Source organism: Flavobacterium sp. FG19 (assembly GCF_057809475.1).
The window spans coordinates 20,203-39,686 of sequence record NZ_JBMDKA010000041.1 but is presented as its reverse complement, the minus strand read 5'-3'; the positions used below and the strand labels follow the sequence as shown (position 1 = coordinate 39,686).

Here is a 19,484-nt window from a genome sequence, read left to right as displayed (position 1 = left end):
ACCCAACGAGCAAGCTAGCTTTCAATAAAGCGGCTGTTACAGAATTAAACGACACTCAAATGCATGATGTTGACGGCGGAAGCTCCCCAGCATGTTACTTAGTGATTAGTTACCTGATAGCTAAACTTTAATTTAGCTTCAAAAAACAAAACGTAAATAACAAGCATGTCTCTATATAAAATAGTTTAAAGTTAAATGACAATCAAATGAATGAAAAGATGGTGGAAGCTCTTTTCATGAATTAAGAATATAAATTCTAAATGAAATCGTTTTTAACGATCATTTGATCTGACTTTTGAACATGCTCAGTCAAAAAAAGCATTATCGGTTTTACACTGATGATGCTTTTTTTATGCCTCAAAATCATAAAAACGGGATTTTCGGAAGTTTCAGATCAAATCAGTTTAATTTTGTTGTAATTAATTGATAATCAAATTTTTAAATATTATATTTCAATACGATTTTTTATAAAAATGGGCATTTTTCATTTTTTTCTTCCTTAAATATTAGGTTCATTTGCCATAGAAATTAATACCAATATTATGAGCGATAAAGAAATTTTCCCAGAAGAGATTTTAAACAACACTGTTGAAAGTCATATTGTTAAGCACAATAAAAAAACATCCCGTTTATTTGTGATTACGTTTTTAGCTTTATTAATTGCGTTCCTTTCGCTTCCTTTTATATATATAGATGTTTATACAACAAGCAGGGGAACCATAATTCCACAGGATAAGAAACTGACACTGCATTCTCCTATAAGCGGTAAAATATCCTTTTTTAATGTTGAGGAAAACAAGAAAATTAAAAAAGGGGATACTTTACTTATTATAGATCACAATATATTAAAAGAAAAAGAGAATTTAAATACGATTCAGAGTTCAGAAAACTCCTTGTATTTAAGTGATCTGAAGAACCTGATTAACCGAAATTACGGTCAGATACAATCCGATCAATACAAAAGAGAGCTTTTGAAACACCAGCAGGAATTGTATAATCTGGATATTGTGGTGAAAAACACCCAGACTGATTTTGACCGAAAAGAACTGCTGTATAAAAAAGAAGTCATATCAAAATCGGAATTTGAAAAAGCCGAGTTAGATCTGAATAAAATTAAGAACGACAGAATCAATCTCATCAAACAGACAGAATTAACCTGGCAGAAAGAATATACCGAGTTAAGCCAGTCGAATAAAAACATTTATTCGAATCAAAAACAATTGAAAGAAGAAGAGAACAATTACATCATAATTGCTCCAATTGACGGTGAACTTATCAATATGCAGGGCTTTCATAAAGGAAGCGGAATTGCTGCCGGGAACCCAATTGTAGAAATTTCTCCGGACAAGAACATTATAGTTGAAACGTATGTGAACCCGTCTGAAATAGGCTATTTAAAAGAAGGAGGAGACGCTATTTACCAGATAGATGCTTTTAATTCCAATCAGTGGGGTTTCGCAAAAGGCAGGATTTTCGAAATCAGCAAAGATGTACTTATCGTTAATAACTCGCCTTATTACAAAATAAAAAGCAATCTGCATACCGACAGTCTGACTTTAAAAAACGGAGCCAGGGGAAACCTGAAAAAAGGAATGAGTTTAACGAGTCGTTTTTTCCTGACCAAAAGAACCGCATTTCAGTTATTGTTTGACAAAGTAGAAGATTGGTTTAATCCTTACAACAGCAAAAATGAGTAAAATAGAAATAAAACAACATGATTTTTCAGATTGCGGCGCTACTTGTCTGGCCTCAATATCGGAACATTATAATCTAAGCCTTCCTATTTCAAGAATACGCCAGTATGCCAGTACCAACCAAAAAGGAACAACACTGTTAGGATTAAGAGAAGCCGCTGTAAAATTAGGATTTCTGGCCAAAGGAGTTCAGGTTTCGTTTGACGGATTAAAAGATATTCCGCTGCCGGCTGTTTTACACGTTTTAATAAAAAAAGACGGGCATGAATTCCCTCATTATATAGTAGTTTATAAAATTACAAACAGTCACATCCAGATTATGGATCCGCAGGTGGGGAAACTGGAAAAAAAATCCTGGGCCGAAATCGAAGAAATTTTTACAGGTTATGCTTTAATATTAGTTCCGGACGACGATATTTTTAAAGAGAAAAATGAAAAAATATCCAATTTCAAAAGAATATTATTTTTACTGAAACCTCATAAATATATTCTGATTCAGGCTATTATAGGAGCTGTTTTGTACACATTACTTGGGTTTTCAGTTTCTATATATGTGGGTAAAATAACCGACTTTGTATTGGTAAGTGGTAATAAAAGCCTGCTGAATTTAATGAGTGTAATTGTGATAGGCTGCTTACTGCTTCAGATTTTATACAGCGTTTTAAAAGATGTTTTCATTTTAAAAACCAGTCAGCAGATCGATTCCCGATTAATTCTGGGCTATTATAAACATCTTTTTACCATGCCTCAAAAGTTCTTTGATACCATGCGAATTGGTGAAATCATGTCCAGAATTGGCGATGCGGTAAAAATACGGGCCCTGATCAACGAAACGGCTTTGAGTATTTCAGTAAACGTTTTGATCGTATTTTTTTCATTCATTTTCATGTTTTCGTTCTATTGGAAATTAGCCTTGATTATTTCGTTAATCATTCCGTTTTATATTGTTATATATTTAATAGCGAATAAATTAAATAAAACGGCAGAACGTGCTATAATGGAAAAAAACGCACTTTTAGAATCCCAGCTGGTAGAATCAATCAAAAACATCGGGACGGTAAAAAGATTATCATTAGAGGATTTTTCTAAAACCAGAACCGAATTAAAGTTTGTTGACCTGCTTAAAAGCATTTATAAATCAGGAATGAACGGCATTTTTGCCAGAACTTCAACTGATTTTATTTCCAGGCTGTTTACCATCATCCTGTTATGGGCAGGAACCTATTATGCCATTGATGGTGATATTACTCCGGGAGAGCTGTTTTCTTTTTATTCCATAATAGGCTATTTTACAGGTCCTGCCTCACAATTAATAGGAACCAACCAGGCGATTCAGAATGCCATGATTGCTTCAGACCGTTTGTTTGGTATTATGGATCTTGACAGGGAAGAAATGGAATCCAAAGTGTGGTTAACCAGAAATAATCTCGATGATATCAAATTTAAAAACATTGATTTCTCATATGAATTAGGCCGCTACATTTTTAAAGATTTAAACCTGACGATCAAAAAAGGACAATTTACAGCCTTTGTGGGAGAAAGCGGAAGCGGAAAAAGTACCATTGCCTCACTGATCCAGAATATATACAGCCCCAAGGAAGGTAAGATATTAATTGGAGAATACGATTTAAATTATATTTCAAAAGAAAGCATTAATGCCCTGATTACAACAGTACCTCAAAACGTAGAATTATTTGACGGAACCATTGCTTTTAATATTTCGATTGGAGAATCTAATCCGGATATGGAAAGAATCATTGAAGTAAGTAAAAAAGTAGGTGCTTATGATTTTATCGAATCGCTGCCAAACGGATTCAATACCTATCTGGGAGAATTCGGAGCCAATTTATCAGGAGGAGAAAAACAGCGAATTGCTTTTGCTAGGGCACTTTACAAAGATCCCGAAGTACTGATCCTGGACGAAGCCACTTCGGCACTCGATTCAGAATCAGAAATGGTGATCAAAAACTTAATTGAAGAACTGCACGCACAAGGCAAAACCATAATCGTAATTGCACACAAACTTCAGTCCATCAAAAATGCAGATGTTATCTATGCCTTTAAAAAGGGTGAAATTATAGAATCAGGCTCACATGAAGAGCTTATGAATAAAAAAGAATACTATTATAGAATGTGGAATAATATAATTGTTTAATAAGTGAAATTTAACAAAAATGAAAAATTACTCTTTTACCAAAACAGCAATTGTGAGAACACCAATTGAAGAAAAACAAATGGATCTTACATGGGAAAAAATTGTGGAAATTTTTTCTAAAAAAGAAAACAGAGAAGCATTGTTTATAGGTTCTCCAAACATTTATAAAGCACTTGTTATGTGGGAAACAGGGGAAGCTTTTCAAACCGAGGAAGAACTTAAGAACCTAAAAGGATCTTTATATAAATATGCGTCTCGTTTATCAAACAGAAGCACGCCTTTTGGAATGTTTGCTGCCGTGGCAGCCGTTGATTTAAATGCAGAAACAAACCTTAACATTGCCGAAAGCCGTTTTGGAAGATTTACCAAATTTGATATGTATTTTCTGGGAAGCTTTCTGCCGGTTATTGTAAAAAACGATGCCATCAAAAACGTTCTAAAATACTACAGTAACAATTCGATGTATACTGTTTTTGACAAATACCGCTATGTTGAATACTATTTTAAAGATACAGTACGCTTTCATAAAATTTCGGAAGTAGAAATAAGCGATTATTTAGAACTCATATTCGAAAAAGCAAAAAACGGTGTTTTACTGAACGAATTGGCTGATCTTTTGGTTTCGGATGAAATTTCACTGAAAGATGCCAATGAATTTATTGATACCCTGATCAAAAGTCAGTTTATTGTCAGCGAATTAGAATTTACGATTACCGGCCAAGATTATTTTGAAAAGCTTTTAAACGTATTTTCAGAAGAAAGATTCGACTTTTATGAAGCTGAAGTCATCAAAGAGTTAATTACCAATTTAAAAACTAAAATCAATTCCCTTGATACAAATACTATTAACGATCCTGCTTTATATACTCAAATTCATGAGTTAGTAAACGAAGAATTAAGCCATGTTGACATTTCAAAACTATTTCAGGTCGACAGTTTCAGAAAAATAGACAATGGTTCTATAAGTTATAAAACCGTTAAAAATTTACGTCCGGCTATAACTGTTTTAAACAAACTGCAGTCCGCTTCAGAAAACAGTAATTTAAAAGAATTTAAAAGAAAATTTCAGGAGCGTTATGAGGAGTACGAACAGCCTTTGGTGAATGTTCTTGATCCGGATATTGGTATTGGTTACGGAAAAGTTACAGGAGCAAAATCAGCTTTGGTTGATGAATTGCTAATCAGCGGTAACCAGTCTGATGTGAGCCAGATTGCAATGGATTCCAAAAAATCCTACCTGTTTAAAAAACTGCTGCATGCAGCCAAAAACAACCTGCAGTCTGTCGAGTTATTAGACGAAGAAATCAATAAATTCGAAGAAAACGAAGCCTTATATCCGGATACATTTTCGGCTTTCGTAAACGTATTTCATGAAAACGGAGTGGAGAAAATCAATTTAAAAACAGCGGCAGGTCCTTCTGCCAATGGTTTAATTGGACGTTTCAGCCATTTAGATACCAAAATTCTGGATTTGTGTAATGAAGTAACCACTTTGGAGAACCAGCTGAATCCGGATAAAATTGTGGCCGAAATTATTCACCTGCCGCAGGCAAGAACCGGAAATATCCTGTACAGAAGCTTTCAGAGAGAATATGAGATTCCGTATTTAGGAAATGCTTCGGTTGACAGAGAACATCAAATTATGATTGACGATTTGTACGTTTCAGTAAAATCAGGAAAAATTGTACTGCGTTCAAAAAGACTGAATAAAGAAATAATTCCAAGGTTAAGCAACGCTCACAATTTTGTTTCCAATGCATTGCCAATGTACCATTTCCTTTGTGATCTTCAAAACCAGAATTCGTTCGGGTTTGGATTCAGCTGGGGAGCATTTCAGAACGAATTTGATTTTTTACCAAGGGTAACCTATAAAGATACCGTTTTAAGCAGGGCAGCCTGGAATATAAACAAAGCCGAAATTGACAGTATCACTTCTGCCGGCGAATCCAAAAGCATTGAAGCTATTCGGGATTTCAGAATTAAAAGAAATATTCCGGATGTAGTATACATTTCCCAGGGAGATAATGAAGTCCTGATTAATTTTAATAACGAACTGAGCTGTAATGTTTTTCACTATATGCTGAAAGGAGAAAACGCTGTTCAGCTTAAAGAATTCCTGTTTTCTGAAGATACCATTACGCATAACTATTGTAATGAAGTTATTTTCTGTGCGCACAAAAATGTAGACAAAAAAGCCGAAACAGCTGTAGATTCATTTGTTTCCAAAGAAAACCAGGAAGGAGTGGCACCATCATTTTCTATAGGCGAAAAATGGCTGTATTATAAATTTTATTGTGGTGAAAGAGCCGGAGAAGAATTACTAAAAAGAGCCATTACGCCAATTGTAGAAGAATTACAGGCCAAAGATTTAATCGATAAATGGTTTTTTATCCGTTATTACGATGCCTTAGGACATCATATCAGATTCCGTGTTTTACTTAAAAACAGCAATTTGTTTACTGATTGTATACAGATCATAAAACAGCATATCGAACCTCTGGAGAAAACACAAATTGTGTGGAAAACACAAACCGACAATTATCTTCGAGAACTGCAGCGATATGGCTATGAAGCTATAGAAGAAACAGAAACCCTGTTTTTTAACGACAGCGAATGTACCTTGAAATTTACCGATATGATCGAAGGAGATACTGGCGAAAAAATCAGATGGATGTTTTCATTGTTGTCCATGGACCACTTTTTAAATGATTTTAATGTGAGTCTGGAAGGAAGAATTAAACTCTTTAATGCAGCCAAAACCGGTTTTGGAAAAGAGTTCAACCGTTCCGGAAAATTAAACAAGCAGATCAATGAAATGTTTGTAAAACATGAATCAGAAATAGAAGCTTTCCTGGATCCGAATCTTATGGATGAGATGTACGAGCCTCTGATTGAAATTCTGGAAGAACGTTCCGTAAAAAATAGTGCTGCTGTAAAAACAATTAAGGAAAAGGGAAGCGAACATCGTTTACCAACGTATTTGGACAATATCATGCTGAGTTATGTTCACATGATTTGTAACCGAATTTTCCTCACCAAACACAGAGTTCATGAAATGGTGGTTTATGACTATTTGTACAAATACTACAGCAAAAAACTCCATACCGGAAAAAAGAAACAAGTAAAAGAATTAGAAGAACCAATACTATAAAATTATGAGAGCATTAGCCGTAGTAAGTCCGTCATTATTTGATCAGATTGAAGATCATAACAAGCATTTAATTAGTATTGATAACCTACAGATTCCTTTGGCTTTTATCGAAGGAAGTTTCCCGGGGTTTGACGCAGAATCAGATCAGCATGCCGATTTTGTTTTGGTTAAAAAGACCAGTTTTTCCTTAAATTACAGAGATTTAGGCGTAATAGAAAATGCGTGGCAGAAACTAAAATCTACCGAAATTGATACCTTTTATCCTATAGGTTCAGATTTTGCCGGTTATGTAGTGGCAGCGGGTAAAAACGTTACCTCACTTGCCATTGGAGATCTGGTAATAGGAAACTGTTTTTATCCTGAAGCAGAAAACGGGGCCATGCCCGGAATTCCGTCAAATCATGCCAGTAAAGAATATGAAATTTACCATCATGCCAAGCTCATAAAAGTGCCTTCGTATCTTTCAGATGTTGAAGCAGGTGCTTTAGGAATAGGAACCCAGACAGCCAATGCCATGGTTCGAAAAGCCAATATCAAAAAAGGAGATAATGTGCTGGTTACCTCCGTAACCTCTAATACTTCTTATTTTTTACTGAACGCACTCTGGAATCTGGACTGCAATGTTTACGGTTTATCTTATTCAGGAAAAAATACAGAAACGGTTCAGGAACATTTTCCTTTTATCAAAGAAATTTTCTCGGTAAACGAAAAGAACATTCCCAATACCTTATTGATTGATGTGGTACTGGATTCTTTTTCAGATACCTATTTAGAATATTTAATGCCTCAGCTCAATCTGAATGCACGGTACTTAACCTGCGGTATTTTTAATCAGTCGCTCGATAAACTGAGAAACGTTAAGCCCACCAACCTAACGCTGCTGATTGCCAATTTGATGATGAAAAACATCAGTTTTATAGGAAACTGTCTGGGAACCACCCAAGATTTGGTCTCCGGTCTGGAATTTTATAAAAACAGGAAATTGTTAGTAGATTCCGTTTTTTCAGAAGAAGATCCGCTGTCTGATTTTATTACCAAATCCTACAACCTGGAATCCGATAAATTTGGAAAAGTAATTTACGAATACAACGAAACAGAAGAAGTAGAGGTTTAGTAATTATGCCTGAACCACACTTTCTGCCATTCCCTTTTAAGGATTAAAAAAGAAACTTGTTCGGCAAGGATTACCAGATCTGAGCCGTCAAGTTTTTTTATTTCATTTTCGGGTACATCAATAATATAAAGCAGGTTTAAATACTCAGCAAACTTGTACTGGATCATCCGGTAAATTTTTTCGTGAAGCTGAATTTTTAATTCATTCGGCAAAATACTCAAAGGAAAATCTATTCCTTCATTAGCCAGATTAAAATCCTTGTTGATCTGCTCAATCAGACTCAGGTATAAATTTTCGCTTTCGGCATCAGCCAGTAAAAAATCGGTATTTTCAGGAATTGGAAACATTACTGCTTTTTAAAAATCGGAGTAAAGTTAAAACTAAAAAATCATTTAACCGTCGATTCCCTTTCTATGATTCTCGTAGGAAGTTCTATAATTTGATGTTCGACTTTGCGATGTTCTTTTAAATCGGCGATTTCATCAATTAAAATCGATACCGCCTGATGTCCCATTTCAAATCCGGGCTGGTCTATTGTGGTTAATTTTGGAGAAATAACTGTGCTCATAAACCAGTTGCTGAACCCAAAAACAGCCACCTGATCCGGTGTTTTGATTCCGGCCTCGTTAAAATATTTAATAATCCCAATCGCAACCAGATCTGTAATGGCAAAAACAGCCTCTACATCCGGATGTTCCTGCATCAGTTTTTGGGCATTTTCGTAACCGTCTTCAAAATCAGTATTATTATCACATACATATACTAATTTCGAATCATATTCAATTCCGTGTGCTTCAAGCGCCCTTTTGTACCCTAAAAAACGGTCAATTGAATTTTGGGGAACATACGACCCCCTGAAATGGGCAATTTTTTTATACCCTTTATTGATAAGATAGGATACCGCATCAAAAGCCGCTTTGGCATCATTGATAATAACTTTGGAGCAGTCGACCCTTTTGGCAATTTTATCAAACAGAACAACAGGTGTATTTTTTTTAATCGCATCATTAATATGCGAGAAATCATCTGTCTCATTAGATAAAGACATCAAAACACCGTCGACCCGTTTTTGAATCAACAGCGCAAGCTGTTTTTTCTCCATCTCATATTTTTCGTTCGACTGCAGAATGATGACCAGATAGCCTCTTTTTTCGGCCTCTTCCAAAATACCGTTTAACACACTCGAAAAAAAATGATGTACCGTGGCAGGAATGATAACCCCGATCGTTTTGGTCTCATTAGTTCTCAGGTTAACCGCCAGAGAATTAGGTGTATAGTTCATCGATTCGGCCATCTCAATAACTTTGGCCCGTGTAGATTTACTAATGTCAGTATATCCTTTTAGGGCTTTTGAAACCGTTGTAACCGAAATTCCCAATGCCGAGGCGATGTCTGTTAATTTTGTATCATTCATGAAATAAATGTACTAAAAAATAAACTGCACCGGTAAAAAATAAAGTTTCGAAAACGTTTTAGGTAATTTCGAAAACGTTTTCGATTTGAAATTCTTAAATTAGGTTTAATTAGTGTTTTAAGTTTACAGTATTAAATGAAAAATTTACTAACTAAACCAAAAGAAAATGAAACCATTACACTCTTATTTAGGGATATTATTTTTGATGATATGCCTGATTACTGTGCCTAATAAGACTTTTGCCCAGGCTAAAAATACCGTTTCCGGAAAAGTACTGGACGAAACCGGACAGTCGATTCCCGGAGCTAATGTGTCCTTAAAAGACACCAGCAGAAATGTGATAACAGATGAAAACGGGAATTTTATTTTTACCGATGTTATTGCCGGAAATTATTTTGTAGAAGCAACCAATGTCGGTTATAAAACCTATAAAAAAGAAATTTCGGTAAAAGAAGGAGAATCCGTAACCGTTGACCTGCTTTTAGAAACTGAATCGCAGAGTTTAAAAGAAGTGGTCGTAACCGGTTCCTCTTCTCCAAGATCGAAATTGGAATCGAGCGTTGCCATTACTACAATGGGAGCCAAAGCAATTGAAGACAGAGCGCCGTCAAGTACAGCCGCATTATTGCAGACTATTCCCGGATTTGTGGTAGAAGCCTCGGGAGGAGAAATTGGAAACAACCTTTTTGCAAGAGGAATCCCGTCTGCCGGAGCTTATGAATATGTTCAGATTCAGGAAGACGGACTGCCTGTTTTTGAAGATGGTGCCCTGCAGTTTGCCAATGCCGATACGTTCTACAGACTCGATGAAACCGTAAGCAAAATGGAAGCCGTAAGAGGAGGTTCTGCCTCAATTTTTGCCAACAATGCCCCGGGAGGGATTATCAACTTTATTTCCAAAACCGGGCAGAACGACTTTCAGGGAAGAGCAAAATTTACCACTTCAGACTATGGAATGTTCAGAACCGATTTGAATTTATCAGGGGCTTTAGTTCAGGATAAATTGTTTTTTAACGTAGGAGGTTTTTACAGAACCGATAACGGCGTACGAAACACCGGTTTTACAGCCAATAAAGGTGGACAGATAAAAGGAAATCTTACCTATAAATTTGATGAAAGCGACTATTTAAGAGTCAACTTCAAACATCTTGACGACAGAAATACGTTTTATCTGCCAATTCCATTAAAAAGTAACAACGGAAAAATTGAAGGAATTCCGGGCTTTAATCCAAATTACGGAACCCTGACTTCAGTAAATTTCAGCCGTTTAAATGTACCTCAATTCGGAGGCGGAACTTTTAGTGCGGATTTAGAAGACGGGTCGCATCCGGTCATCAATTCAATCGGAACCGAATTCAAGAAGAAAATATCAGATAAGGTTACTTTTAAAAATGCCTTTAAACAAACCAGTATCGATTTGAATTACAATGCTATTTTTCCAAATGGAGGCCCATGGACTCAGGATGCGTATGCGACCGGAGTTCAGAATACAACTGCCGGAAATCTGTCATACAGTTATGTCGATAACGGACAAACACTCGATCCAAATGCTTTAATCATGAGAGCCGATCTTTGGCATATTGAGAAAAAAATGAGCAATTTTGCCAACAATTTCTCTTTTTCTTTTGATCTGGATCCGGTGAAATTAACGGCTGGTTATTACTATTCGAACTGGAAATCAAATCAGTACTGGAACTGGAATTCGTATTTAGTAAGTGTTTCAGACAATCCGAGATTATTAAATGTTACCGATAATACAACCGGAGTAGAACATACCTGGAACGGAGTAGAAAGAATTACCTGGCTCGAAAGAGATGCACAGACCAAAGGACTTTTGAATGATATTTATGCGGATGCCGAAATTAAAGCAACAGACAATTTAACTTTCAACGCAGGTTTAAGATATAATAAAGACAAATATTCCGGATACCGTGACAACGCCCGGTTTTTTGCGGAAGATTTAGGCATTTTAGACAACAATACGGCCGATGATGCTGTAACTACAGTAAAAGGAAATCCGTATACGTACTGGAGATATGATGTAAGCGAATGGTCGTATACTGCAGCTGGAAATTATAAGTTTAATGATAATATGGCTTCTTATGTTCGTTACAGCCACGGATTCAGATCACCAATTGAAGAATCATTTTATGACAATGCAGCCGATTTAAGCAAACTGGAAAATACAGAAGTAAATCAGTTTGAATTAGGATACAAATATTCAGGTTCTTTCTTCTCTGTAAACGCGAACCTGTTTCATATGAACTTAAAGAATGTCGCTTTTACGGATATTTTATCTGACGGAACTTCTGAAAACAAATTTGCCGATGTAAACAATATTGGTCTTGAAGTTGAAACTAATGCCAGATATAAATTCGCCAGACTGAACTTTACATTCACAGTGCAGAAACCGGAATACGACAACTTTACAGGAACAAATGCTGATGGTTCTGCTTTTGATTTTAACGGAAACACGGCACGCAGAATTCCTAAGTTTTACTGTAACTTAAGACCGGAAGTGGATATCACAAAAGATTTTACAGCTTACGTTCAGTTTGCTTATTATGATAAAAAATTCACAAACCAGGATAACAAACAGGTTTTACCAGCTTATAAAGAAGTAGGTGCAGGTTTAAATTACACCTATAATAACCTTCGTTTTGCAGTTGATGCATCGAATTTATTCAACGAAATTGGTTTAACAGAAGGAGATCCCAGACAAACAACATCAGCAGCAAGCGATGTATTTATGGCAAGACCTATTTTGGGACGTGCTTTTAGATTTTCGGTTGCGATTAATTTCTAAATTTATATATACAGAAAGCAGAGGCGCACAAAAGTGCGTCTCTAAACTGTAAAAAAATCAATCAACAAATGATGAAAAACATAGGAATTAAAATCTCGCTTTACCTCAATTATTTTGTCTTTGCTATTTTATTAAACAGCGTAGGGATTGTAATTCTCAAATCGCAGAGAAATTACGGTGTCGATGAGGTTCAGGCGAGTATTTTAGAAGCTTTTAAAGATATGCCTATTGCTATAGTATCTTTTTTTATAGCTTCTTTTTTGCCAAGAATCGGCTATAGAAAAGCGATGCTGACAGGTTTGGCAATGGTTACGCTGGCTTGTATTTCTATGTATTTTGGAAACTCATTTGACAATGCCAAAATCCTTTTCGCTGCTGTTGGAGTTTCATTTGCACTCATAAAAGTTTCCGTTTATTCGTTAATAGGAACTGTTACCGAAACCAAAAAGGAACACAATGCTTTAATGAGCAGTATTGAAGGTTTTTTTATGGTAGGAATTGCGCTGGCTTATTTTTTATTTCCGGCTTTTAATAACGAAAATAATCCTGATTCATGGCTAAACGTCTATTGGTTATTGGCCGGATTATCGTTTTTATCCTTTCTGTTTTTACTCTTTATAAAATTTGAGGAAACAGAAGCTGCAGCAGGAGTAAATCTTAAAGATGATTTCCTGCAGATGTTCAAATTAATGGCAAAACTGCTCACGGTTATTTTTGTAATCAGCGTTTTTTTATTTGTCATGATCGAACAGGGAATCCTTTCGTGGCTGCCCACGTTCAATACCAAAGTGCTTCATCTGCCGGAAAATATCAGCATTATGACGGCCAGTATTCTGGCGGTTTCATTGGCTCTTGGAAGATTAATTGCCGGAATTGTGACCAAAAAAGTAAACTGGATCTGGGTTTTAAGTTTTTGTATCGTTTCTGCCATGCTTCTGGTGATATTTGTATTGCCAAAAACAGTAGGATTAGAAGTGAAAAATATAGATACACTATCTGATATTCCGCTGATGGGTTTTGCATTTCCGTTAATAGGATTATTTATAGCGCCTATTTATCCCTTATTAAATTCGATAGTATTAAGTGCTTTACCAAAGAATCTGCAAAGTTCCATGACCGGATTAATTGTGATTTTTTCTGCTTTAGGCGGAACACTGGGTTCCAGAATAACAGGCTGGCTGTTTAAAAATGAAGGACCGGAAAAGGCTTTTTATTTTACCTTAATCCCAATGGTATTGTTACTGATCTCCTTTTTTATCCTAAAAAAAATAACTGCAAAAGATGAAATTTAAACTACCTATATCCCAAACCATCGAAAAATTACTGGCTCAGGAAGATACTGACGGCGATAAAAAAATCACGATTGATGATCATGGTCCGAAGCGGTTTTTATTGAATGATGAAAACGGAAATTCAGCAGTGATTGAAGGTACCTATCAGCTTTCGAACTTATTACAGGAATTAGCATTGGCACAAAAAAACAATACGGAATTTGCAGAAATTGACCTGAATAACATTACCGAAGATCCTGTAAAAAGAATTTCAGGAAAAATAAAAGATCTGTACTGGAATGGTCTTACCCGGACCATTGATGCTATTGGGGTAAAGAAAATTCTGGAAGACGATAAAATCGAAAATGAACTGGCGTATTTATATGTGCCTTTTGGCGACGAAATTGTTTTTGAGTATTTCAAAAAATTAGAAGCTTCGACACCAAAATTAAAAGTGGTGCAGCTGCCTAAAAATATTACGCCTGAGTATGTTTTATCGCTGAACAAAAAACCGGGAATTCTGGCTTTGGCACTACAGATAAAAAACAATGCAATTTCGGGGGTTCCGTTTGTGGTTCCAGGCGGGAGATTCAACGAAATGTATGGCTGGGACAGTTATTTTATTGCCAGAGGACTATTGATTGATGATAAAACAGAACTGGCTTTGGGGATCGCTGAAAATTTTAAATATCAAATAGACCATTACGGAAAAATTCTAAACGCCAACCGCAGTTATTATTTAACCCGTACCCAGCCGCCGCTTTATACATCTCTGATTATTGATGTTCTGGAAAAATCAGATCCGGGTATTTTCTGGATCGAAAAACATTTAAAAACCGCCATAAAAGAGTATCAGACCGTTTGGATGGAAGAAGGAAAAAGACTGACGGCAAATGGTTTAAATCGTTATAAAGCAGAAGGAATAGGACTTCCCTTTGAGGTAGAAGAAGGCCACTTTGATGATATTTTGGAACAGTTTGCGCCTAAATACAATTTATCGACCCGGGAGTTCGAAAAGAAATATCTGGAAAGGGAAATTACAGATGCCGAACTGGATAAGTATTTTACACACGACCGAAGCATGCGCGAAAGCGGGCACGATACGACCCACAGACTCGTTGGGGTTTGTGCTAATTTGAATACAGTAGCCATTAACAGTCTGCTGTATAAATATGAAACCGATATTGCATTTCTGATTCAGAAGTACTTTAATAATGAATTTCAATATTTTGAAGACAAATCTTTTTCAGGCGGATATTGGCAGCAAAAAGCTTTTTCAAGAAAAGAAAAAATAAACAAGCTGTTATGGAATGAGGAAAACGGGATTTATTTCGATTATGATTTTGTAAACGAAAAGCAGCATATTTTTGAGGCGGCCACAACTTTTTATCCGCTTTGGGCAAAAATATGTACACCGGAACAGGCTGAGGTTTTAGTAAAAAAGACCCTTCCAAAGTTTAAAATGAAAGGAGGAATTGCAGGAAGTACCAAAGAATCAATTGCAGAAGTAAAAGAAAATTCGCCGGTTAGGCAGTGGGATTACCCGTTTGGCTGGGCACCGCATCAAATGCTTTTATGGGAAGGGCTGCTGAATTATAATTTTAATGAAGAAGCACAGGAAATGGTCTATCGCTGGCTTTGGCTAATTACCAGAAACGCAGTTGATTACAACGGTACCATTCCCGAAAAATTTGATTTATCGATAAGTTCGCATAAAATCTTTGCTGAATACGGCAATGTAGGAACCGAATTTAATTACATAACCGAAGAAGGATTTGGCTGGATGAATGCTTCTTATCAGCTTGGTCTGACCATTTTAAAAGACGATTTAAAACAAAAACTATCAAGTTTGGCCGATCCGGATGAACTTTTTTAATTCTCTTTTTATAATAAAAAATTGCCGACAGGTTTTAAACTTGCCGGCATTATTTTATTAGTGTAAAACTAAAAAATCTTCAAAATTATATTTAGTTCTGAATTTTACTGAAAACTGAAAACTGAGACTAAAATTATACCTTTCTTCCCATTAAATTCTCCCCAAAAGTCCTTAGAATATCTTTCTTTTCAATGCTGATATCCATTTTTTCTAAAGTTTCAAAAGCTTTAAAAGTATACATTTCAATAGCATCCTGAGTTGCTTTCGAGGCTCCTGATGCATTAAAAATTGCCTTTGCGGTTTCTATTTTTTCTGAATTGTCTTCTAATTGTAAACGGAATAATTTCTGTAATTCTATTCCTTTTTCAGGTGTCGAAAACTCTAATGCTTTCAGATACAAATAGGTTTTTTTGTTTTCGATAATATCGCCGCCCACCTGTTTGCCAAAAGTTTCCGGATCACCAAAAGCATCCAGATAATCATCCTGAAGCTGGAACGCAAGTCCTAAATTCAGTCCGAAGTCATAAATCGCAGCGCCTTCTTTTTCAGAAGTTTTTGCGACTATAGCTCCCATTTTCATGGCAGCAGCTACTAAAACCGCAGTTTTGTATTCAATCATTTTCAGATACTCAGGAATGGTAACATCGTCTCTTTTTTCAAAATCAACATCCCATTGCTGTCCTTCGCAGACTTCAAGTGCCGTTTTACTGAAAAGTTTCGCCAGGTCCCTGAATACTTCCGGTTCGTACTGCTCAAAATATTGATAAGCCAGAATCAGCATGGCATCGCCTGAAAGAATTCCGGTATTTAAATTCCATTTTTCGTGAACGGTCACCTGTCCTCTTCGTAAAGGAGCATCATCCATAATATCATCATGAACGAGTGAGAAATTATGAAAAACCTCTACCGCCATGGCAGCCGGAAGTGCCGTTTTATAATCAGTATCAAAAACTTCTGCGGCCATTAAAGTTAATACCGGACGCATGCGTTTTCCGCCAAGTCCTAAAATGTATTCAATAGGTTCGTAAAGGTTTACGGGCTCTTTATGAATGTTTTGTGTGCTTAAATAATCAATAAAAAAATCCTGGTACTGACTTATATCGTGCATAAAATGAAATTCTGATTTGCGAGCCTCAAAGATACGATTCAATTGTGAATAATCGCTTTGTAATTGTGAATTGCGGAGAAAGATTTAAGCTTTGCTGCCAAACCCGCTCAAAATTAATTTGTTAAAATATTTTTTAAAAAACTTGGAAACTTTTTTGGTATTTAGAGTTTCCTGTCTATATTTGCACCGTTAAATGGAAACTCAGAACACTGTAAAAGTTTCCAAATAGAGTTTCAATGATTTATAAACTCATTAAAATCAGTTATTTATGAAAACAACATGGACTTTAGATTCTACTCAATCAGATGTTTTAATTAAAATGAGGCATTCGATAATTGCTTATTTGGGAGGGACAACAAACAAATTTGGCGGTTACGTGAGTCTTGAAGATAATGAAATTGAAGATGCTTCGGTTGAATTTTCACTGGATATTAATAATAAAACCGAAAGCTTTCAGCAGATTGACACCAATTTACAGCTTCAGGATTTTTTTGATGTAGATGAACATCCTATCATTAGTTTTAAATCAACATCTTTTCAAAAGATAAATAACAATATTAATTTCTTCAAGGGAGATTTAACGATAAAAGACGTTACCCGTGTTGTTGAACTTGATGCTGAGTTTATTGGAGTAAATACCTATAACGGAGAGAAAAAAGTTGCCTTTGAAATTAAAGGAGATATCAAACGTCAGGATTTTGGATTAGACTATAATTCATTTCATCACAATGGTGGTTTGGCTCTTGGTAAAGACATCAAGCTAATCGCTAATCTTGAGTTTAGCATATAAATCTTACATAAAGAATAATTTAATGTAAAATTATTACAAATAGTACGGAAACTATTTTTTAAATTTTAGTTTCCTGTTTATATTTGTAAGGCAATTGGGAAATTAAAATGAAAGAGAAAATTATAGCAAAAGCCAGTGAGCTTTTTTTAAAGCTTGGTTTTAAGAGCGTTACAATGGATGATATTGCAGGTGAAATGTGTATTTCGAAAAAAACGATTTACAAATATTTCTGTAATAAAGAAGTGCTGGTTGAGGAAACCACTTCAACTGTTCACAAACAGGTTCATGAAATTATGGATACCATAGTAGCAAAAGACTATAACGCGATACATGAAAATTTTGAAATCAGGGAAATGTTTCGTGATATGTTTAAAAACAATACCGATACGTCGCCTATTTACCAGTTAAAAAAGCATTACCCGGAAATTTATCAAAACATATTATCGTACGAGATTGAGCAGTGTACCCAATATTTCAGGGCTAATATCGAAAAAGGAATCCGCGAGGATTTATACCGTTCTGATTTAAACATCGAAATCTATGTGAAATTTTATTACACCCTGATTTTTCATATCAATGAGAATACCATTTCCGAAAGGGAAGCACAGGAAATAGAACTGGAAGCCTTAGAATACCACACAAGAGCAATGGCTACCGAAAAAGGAATAACTGAACTGGAAAAACAACTTAAGAAAATTAGAGCATAATCATCAATCCATAAGCATGGTGCATAACCATCACAAAACAAATATTTAACTACATATGAAACGAATAGTTCTTATATTTTTGTGCACAATCGGCCTGTCGGCCAGCGCACAGGTAACCACTTTAACCTTAAAAGACGCAGTTAACTATGCGCTTCAAAATAAAGCCGATGCCAAAAAGGCCAAACTTCAGGTTGAAAACAGCGAATACCAGATTCAGGAAGTACGTTCAAGAGCATTACCTCAAATCAGTGCCAATGGAAACCTGACCTATAATCCGGTAATTCAGACTACAGTTATCGACGGGGCGGCATTTGGTGCACCCGGAACTACCATTCAGGCAGCATTTGGTCAAAAATGGACTTCAACTGCCGGAATCTCTTTAACTCAGGCTTTGTTTGACCAGTCGGTTTTTACAGGATTAAAAGCTGCAAAAACAACCCGTGAGTTTTATCAGATTAATGACCAGTTAACCGAAGAGCAGGTGATTGAGAGAGTGGCTAACAACTACTACTCCGTATATGTGCAGAAAGAGAGACTGACTTTATTAGACAGCAACTATGTAAACACTACAAAAGTTCGTGATATTGTAAAAGGGCAGTTTGATAACGGTCTGGCTAAAAAAATCGACTTAGACCGTATCGTAGTAAAGATGTCGAACATCGATACAGAACGCCAGCAGATTAAAAATCAGATCACGTTACAGGAAAATGCTTTAAAATTCTATATGGGTATGCCGATTGAAACGCAGATTGATATGCCAAAAGAAGAGTTTGAAGTAGTTCCGGCAGCCTTAACAGAACAGCCAAATATTGAAAACAGAACCGAATACCTGCTTTTGAAAAAACAAGAACAACTTTTAGTTCTTAATAAAAAAGCTGTTGCAGCAGGATATTACCCAACACTTTCATTAACGGCCGGTTACAATTATATTGGTCAGGGACCTGAAATGCCGTGGTTTGCAAAACCTGAAAAAGGAGTGTACTGGTCTGATTTCTCAGCGATTGGATTAAACCTGCATGTACCAATTTTTACCGGTTTTGGAACCCGTGCCAAAGTAAGACAGGCAGATGTTCAGATAAGATCACTTCAGGAAGATATTAAAGACACTAAATTATCTCTTGATTTAGATTATAAAAATGCCATGGCTCAAATCGACAATAACCTGGTAACGATTGAAAACCAAAAAGAAAACATGCGTCTGGCATCTGAAATTTTAAGCAATACCAAAAACAATTACCTTCAGGGACTGGCATCTTTAACGGATTTATTAGACGCTGAAAATGCATCACTTGAAGCTCAAAACAATTACACAAGAGCAGTTTTAAATTATAAAATTGCCGAAATATCTCTAATTAAATCAAAAGGCGAACTAAAATCTCTTACTAAATAACAAATTAT

General features: G+C 35.8%; 14 protein-coding genes. 11 read left to right on the top strand and 3 right to left on the bottom strand.

Going from position 1 to position 19,484, the window contains the following annotated elements:
- From ACODST_RS25865 to ACODST_RS25845, 5 genes are all read left to right on the top strand, one after another.
- Positions 1-131, top strand: a 131-nt coding sequence (locus tag ACODST_RS25865; RefSeq protein ID WP_488934988.1) for a class I lanthipeptide, incomplete at its 5' end; no start/stop codon positions are given.
- A gap of 411 nt (positions 132-542) precedes the next feature.
- Complete coding sequence (locus tag ACODST_RS25860) at positions 543-1,697, top strand: HlyD family secretion protein (protein ID WP_488934986.1); 1,155 nt, start codon at positions 543-545, stop codon at positions 1,695-1,697.
- Complete coding sequence (locus tag ACODST_RS25855) at positions 1,690-3,849, top strand: peptidase domain-containing ABC transporter (protein ID WP_488934985.1); 2,160 nt, start codon at positions 1,690-1,692, stop codon at positions 3,847-3,849. The genes ACODST_RS25860 and ACODST_RS25855 overlap by 8 nt, the downstream gene beginning before the upstream one ends.
- Positions 3,850-3,868: 19 nt before the next feature.
- Positions 3,869-7,000 (top strand): lantibiotic dehydratase, encoded by a 3,132-nt coding sequence (locus ACODST_RS25850; protein ID WP_488934984.1) that lies wholly within the window; start codon positions 3,869-3,871, stop codon positions 6,998-7,000.
- 4 nt (positions 7,001-7,004) lie between these two features.
- Complete coding sequence (locus ACODST_RS25845; protein WP_488934983.1) at positions 7,005-8,114, top strand: alcohol dehydrogenase catalytic domain-containing protein; 1,110 nt, start codon at positions 7,005-7,007, stop codon at positions 8,112-8,114.
- On the opposite strand, the gene ACODST_RS25840 is transcribed toward ACODST_RS25845, so the two are convergent.
- Positions 8,111-8,461, bottom strand: a complete 351-nt coding sequence (locus tag ACODST_RS25840; RefSeq protein WP_488934982.1) for a hypothetical protein — start codon at positions 8,459-8,461, stop codon at positions 8,111-8,113. The genes ACODST_RS25845 and ACODST_RS25840 overlap by 4 nt on opposite strands.
- 41 nt (positions 8,462-8,502) lie before the next feature.
- On the bottom strand, positions 8,503-9,528 hold the full coding sequence (locus tag ACODST_RS25835; RefSeq protein WP_488934981.1) for a LacI family DNA-binding transcriptional regulator: 1,026 nt from the start codon (positions 9,526-9,528) through the stop codon (positions 8,503-8,505).
- Between the two features lie 166 nt (positions 9,529-9,694).
- On the opposite strand from ACODST_RS25835, the gene ACODST_RS25830 reads away from it, so the two are divergent.
- From ACODST_RS25830 to ACODST_RS25820, 3 genes are all read left to right on the top strand, one after another.
- A complete protein-coding gene (locus tag ACODST_RS25830) occupies positions 9,695-12,334 on the top strand; it encodes a TonB-dependent receptor (RefSeq protein WP_488934980.1) in 2,640 nt (879 codons plus the stop codon).
- A 71-nt stretch (positions 12,335-12,405) separates the two neighbouring features.
- On the top strand, positions 12,406-13,626 hold the full coding sequence (locus tag ACODST_RS25825) for an MFS transporter (RefSeq protein WP_488934987.1): 1,221 nt from the start codon (positions 12,406-12,408) through the stop codon (positions 13,624-13,626).
- Positions 13,616-15,481 carry a trehalase family glycosidase gene (locus ACODST_RS25820; protein WP_488934979.1) on the top strand — a complete coding sequence of 622 codons (1,866 nt, stop codon included), beginning with the start codon at positions 13,616-13,618 and terminating at the stop codon, positions 15,479-15,481. The genes ACODST_RS25825 and ACODST_RS25820 overlap by 11 nt, the downstream gene beginning before the upstream one ends.
- A 133-nt stretch (positions 15,482-15,614) precedes the next feature.
- Here the strand turns inward: ACODST_RS25820 and ACODST_RS25815 are convergent, their stop codons facing one another.
- Positions 15,615-16,589 carry a polyprenyl synthetase family protein gene (locus tag ACODST_RS25815; protein WP_488934978.1) on the bottom strand — a complete coding sequence of 325 codons (975 nt, stop codon included), beginning with the start codon at positions 16,587-16,589 and terminating at the stop codon, positions 15,615-15,617.
- A 268-nt stretch (positions 16,590-16,857) separates the two neighbouring features.
- On the opposite strand from ACODST_RS25815, the gene ACODST_RS25810 reads away from it, so the two are divergent.
- The 3 genes from ACODST_RS25810 to ACODST_RS25800 all read left to right on the top strand — a co-directional run bounded on the left by ACODST_RS25810 (position 16,858) and on the right by ACODST_RS25800 (position 19,476).
- Positions 16,858-17,379 carry a YceI family protein gene (locus ACODST_RS25810; RefSeq protein WP_109191406.1) on the top strand — a complete coding sequence of 174 codons (522 nt, stop codon included), beginning with the start codon at positions 16,858-16,860 and terminating at the stop codon, positions 17,377-17,379.
- Between the two features lie 107 nt (positions 17,380-17,486).
- Positions 17,487-18,086 carry a TetR/AcrR family transcriptional regulator gene (locus ACODST_RS25805; RefSeq protein ID WP_488934977.1) on the top strand — a complete coding sequence of 200 codons (600 nt, stop codon included), beginning with the start codon at positions 17,487-17,489 and terminating at the stop codon, positions 18,084-18,086.
- Between the two features lie 55 nt (positions 18,087-18,141).
- Complete coding sequence (locus ACODST_RS25800; RefSeq protein WP_488934976.1) at positions 18,142-19,476, top strand: TolC family protein; 1,335 nt, start codon at positions 18,142-18,144, stop codon at positions 19,474-19,476.
- Positions 19,477-19,484: the final 8 nt, after the last annotated feature.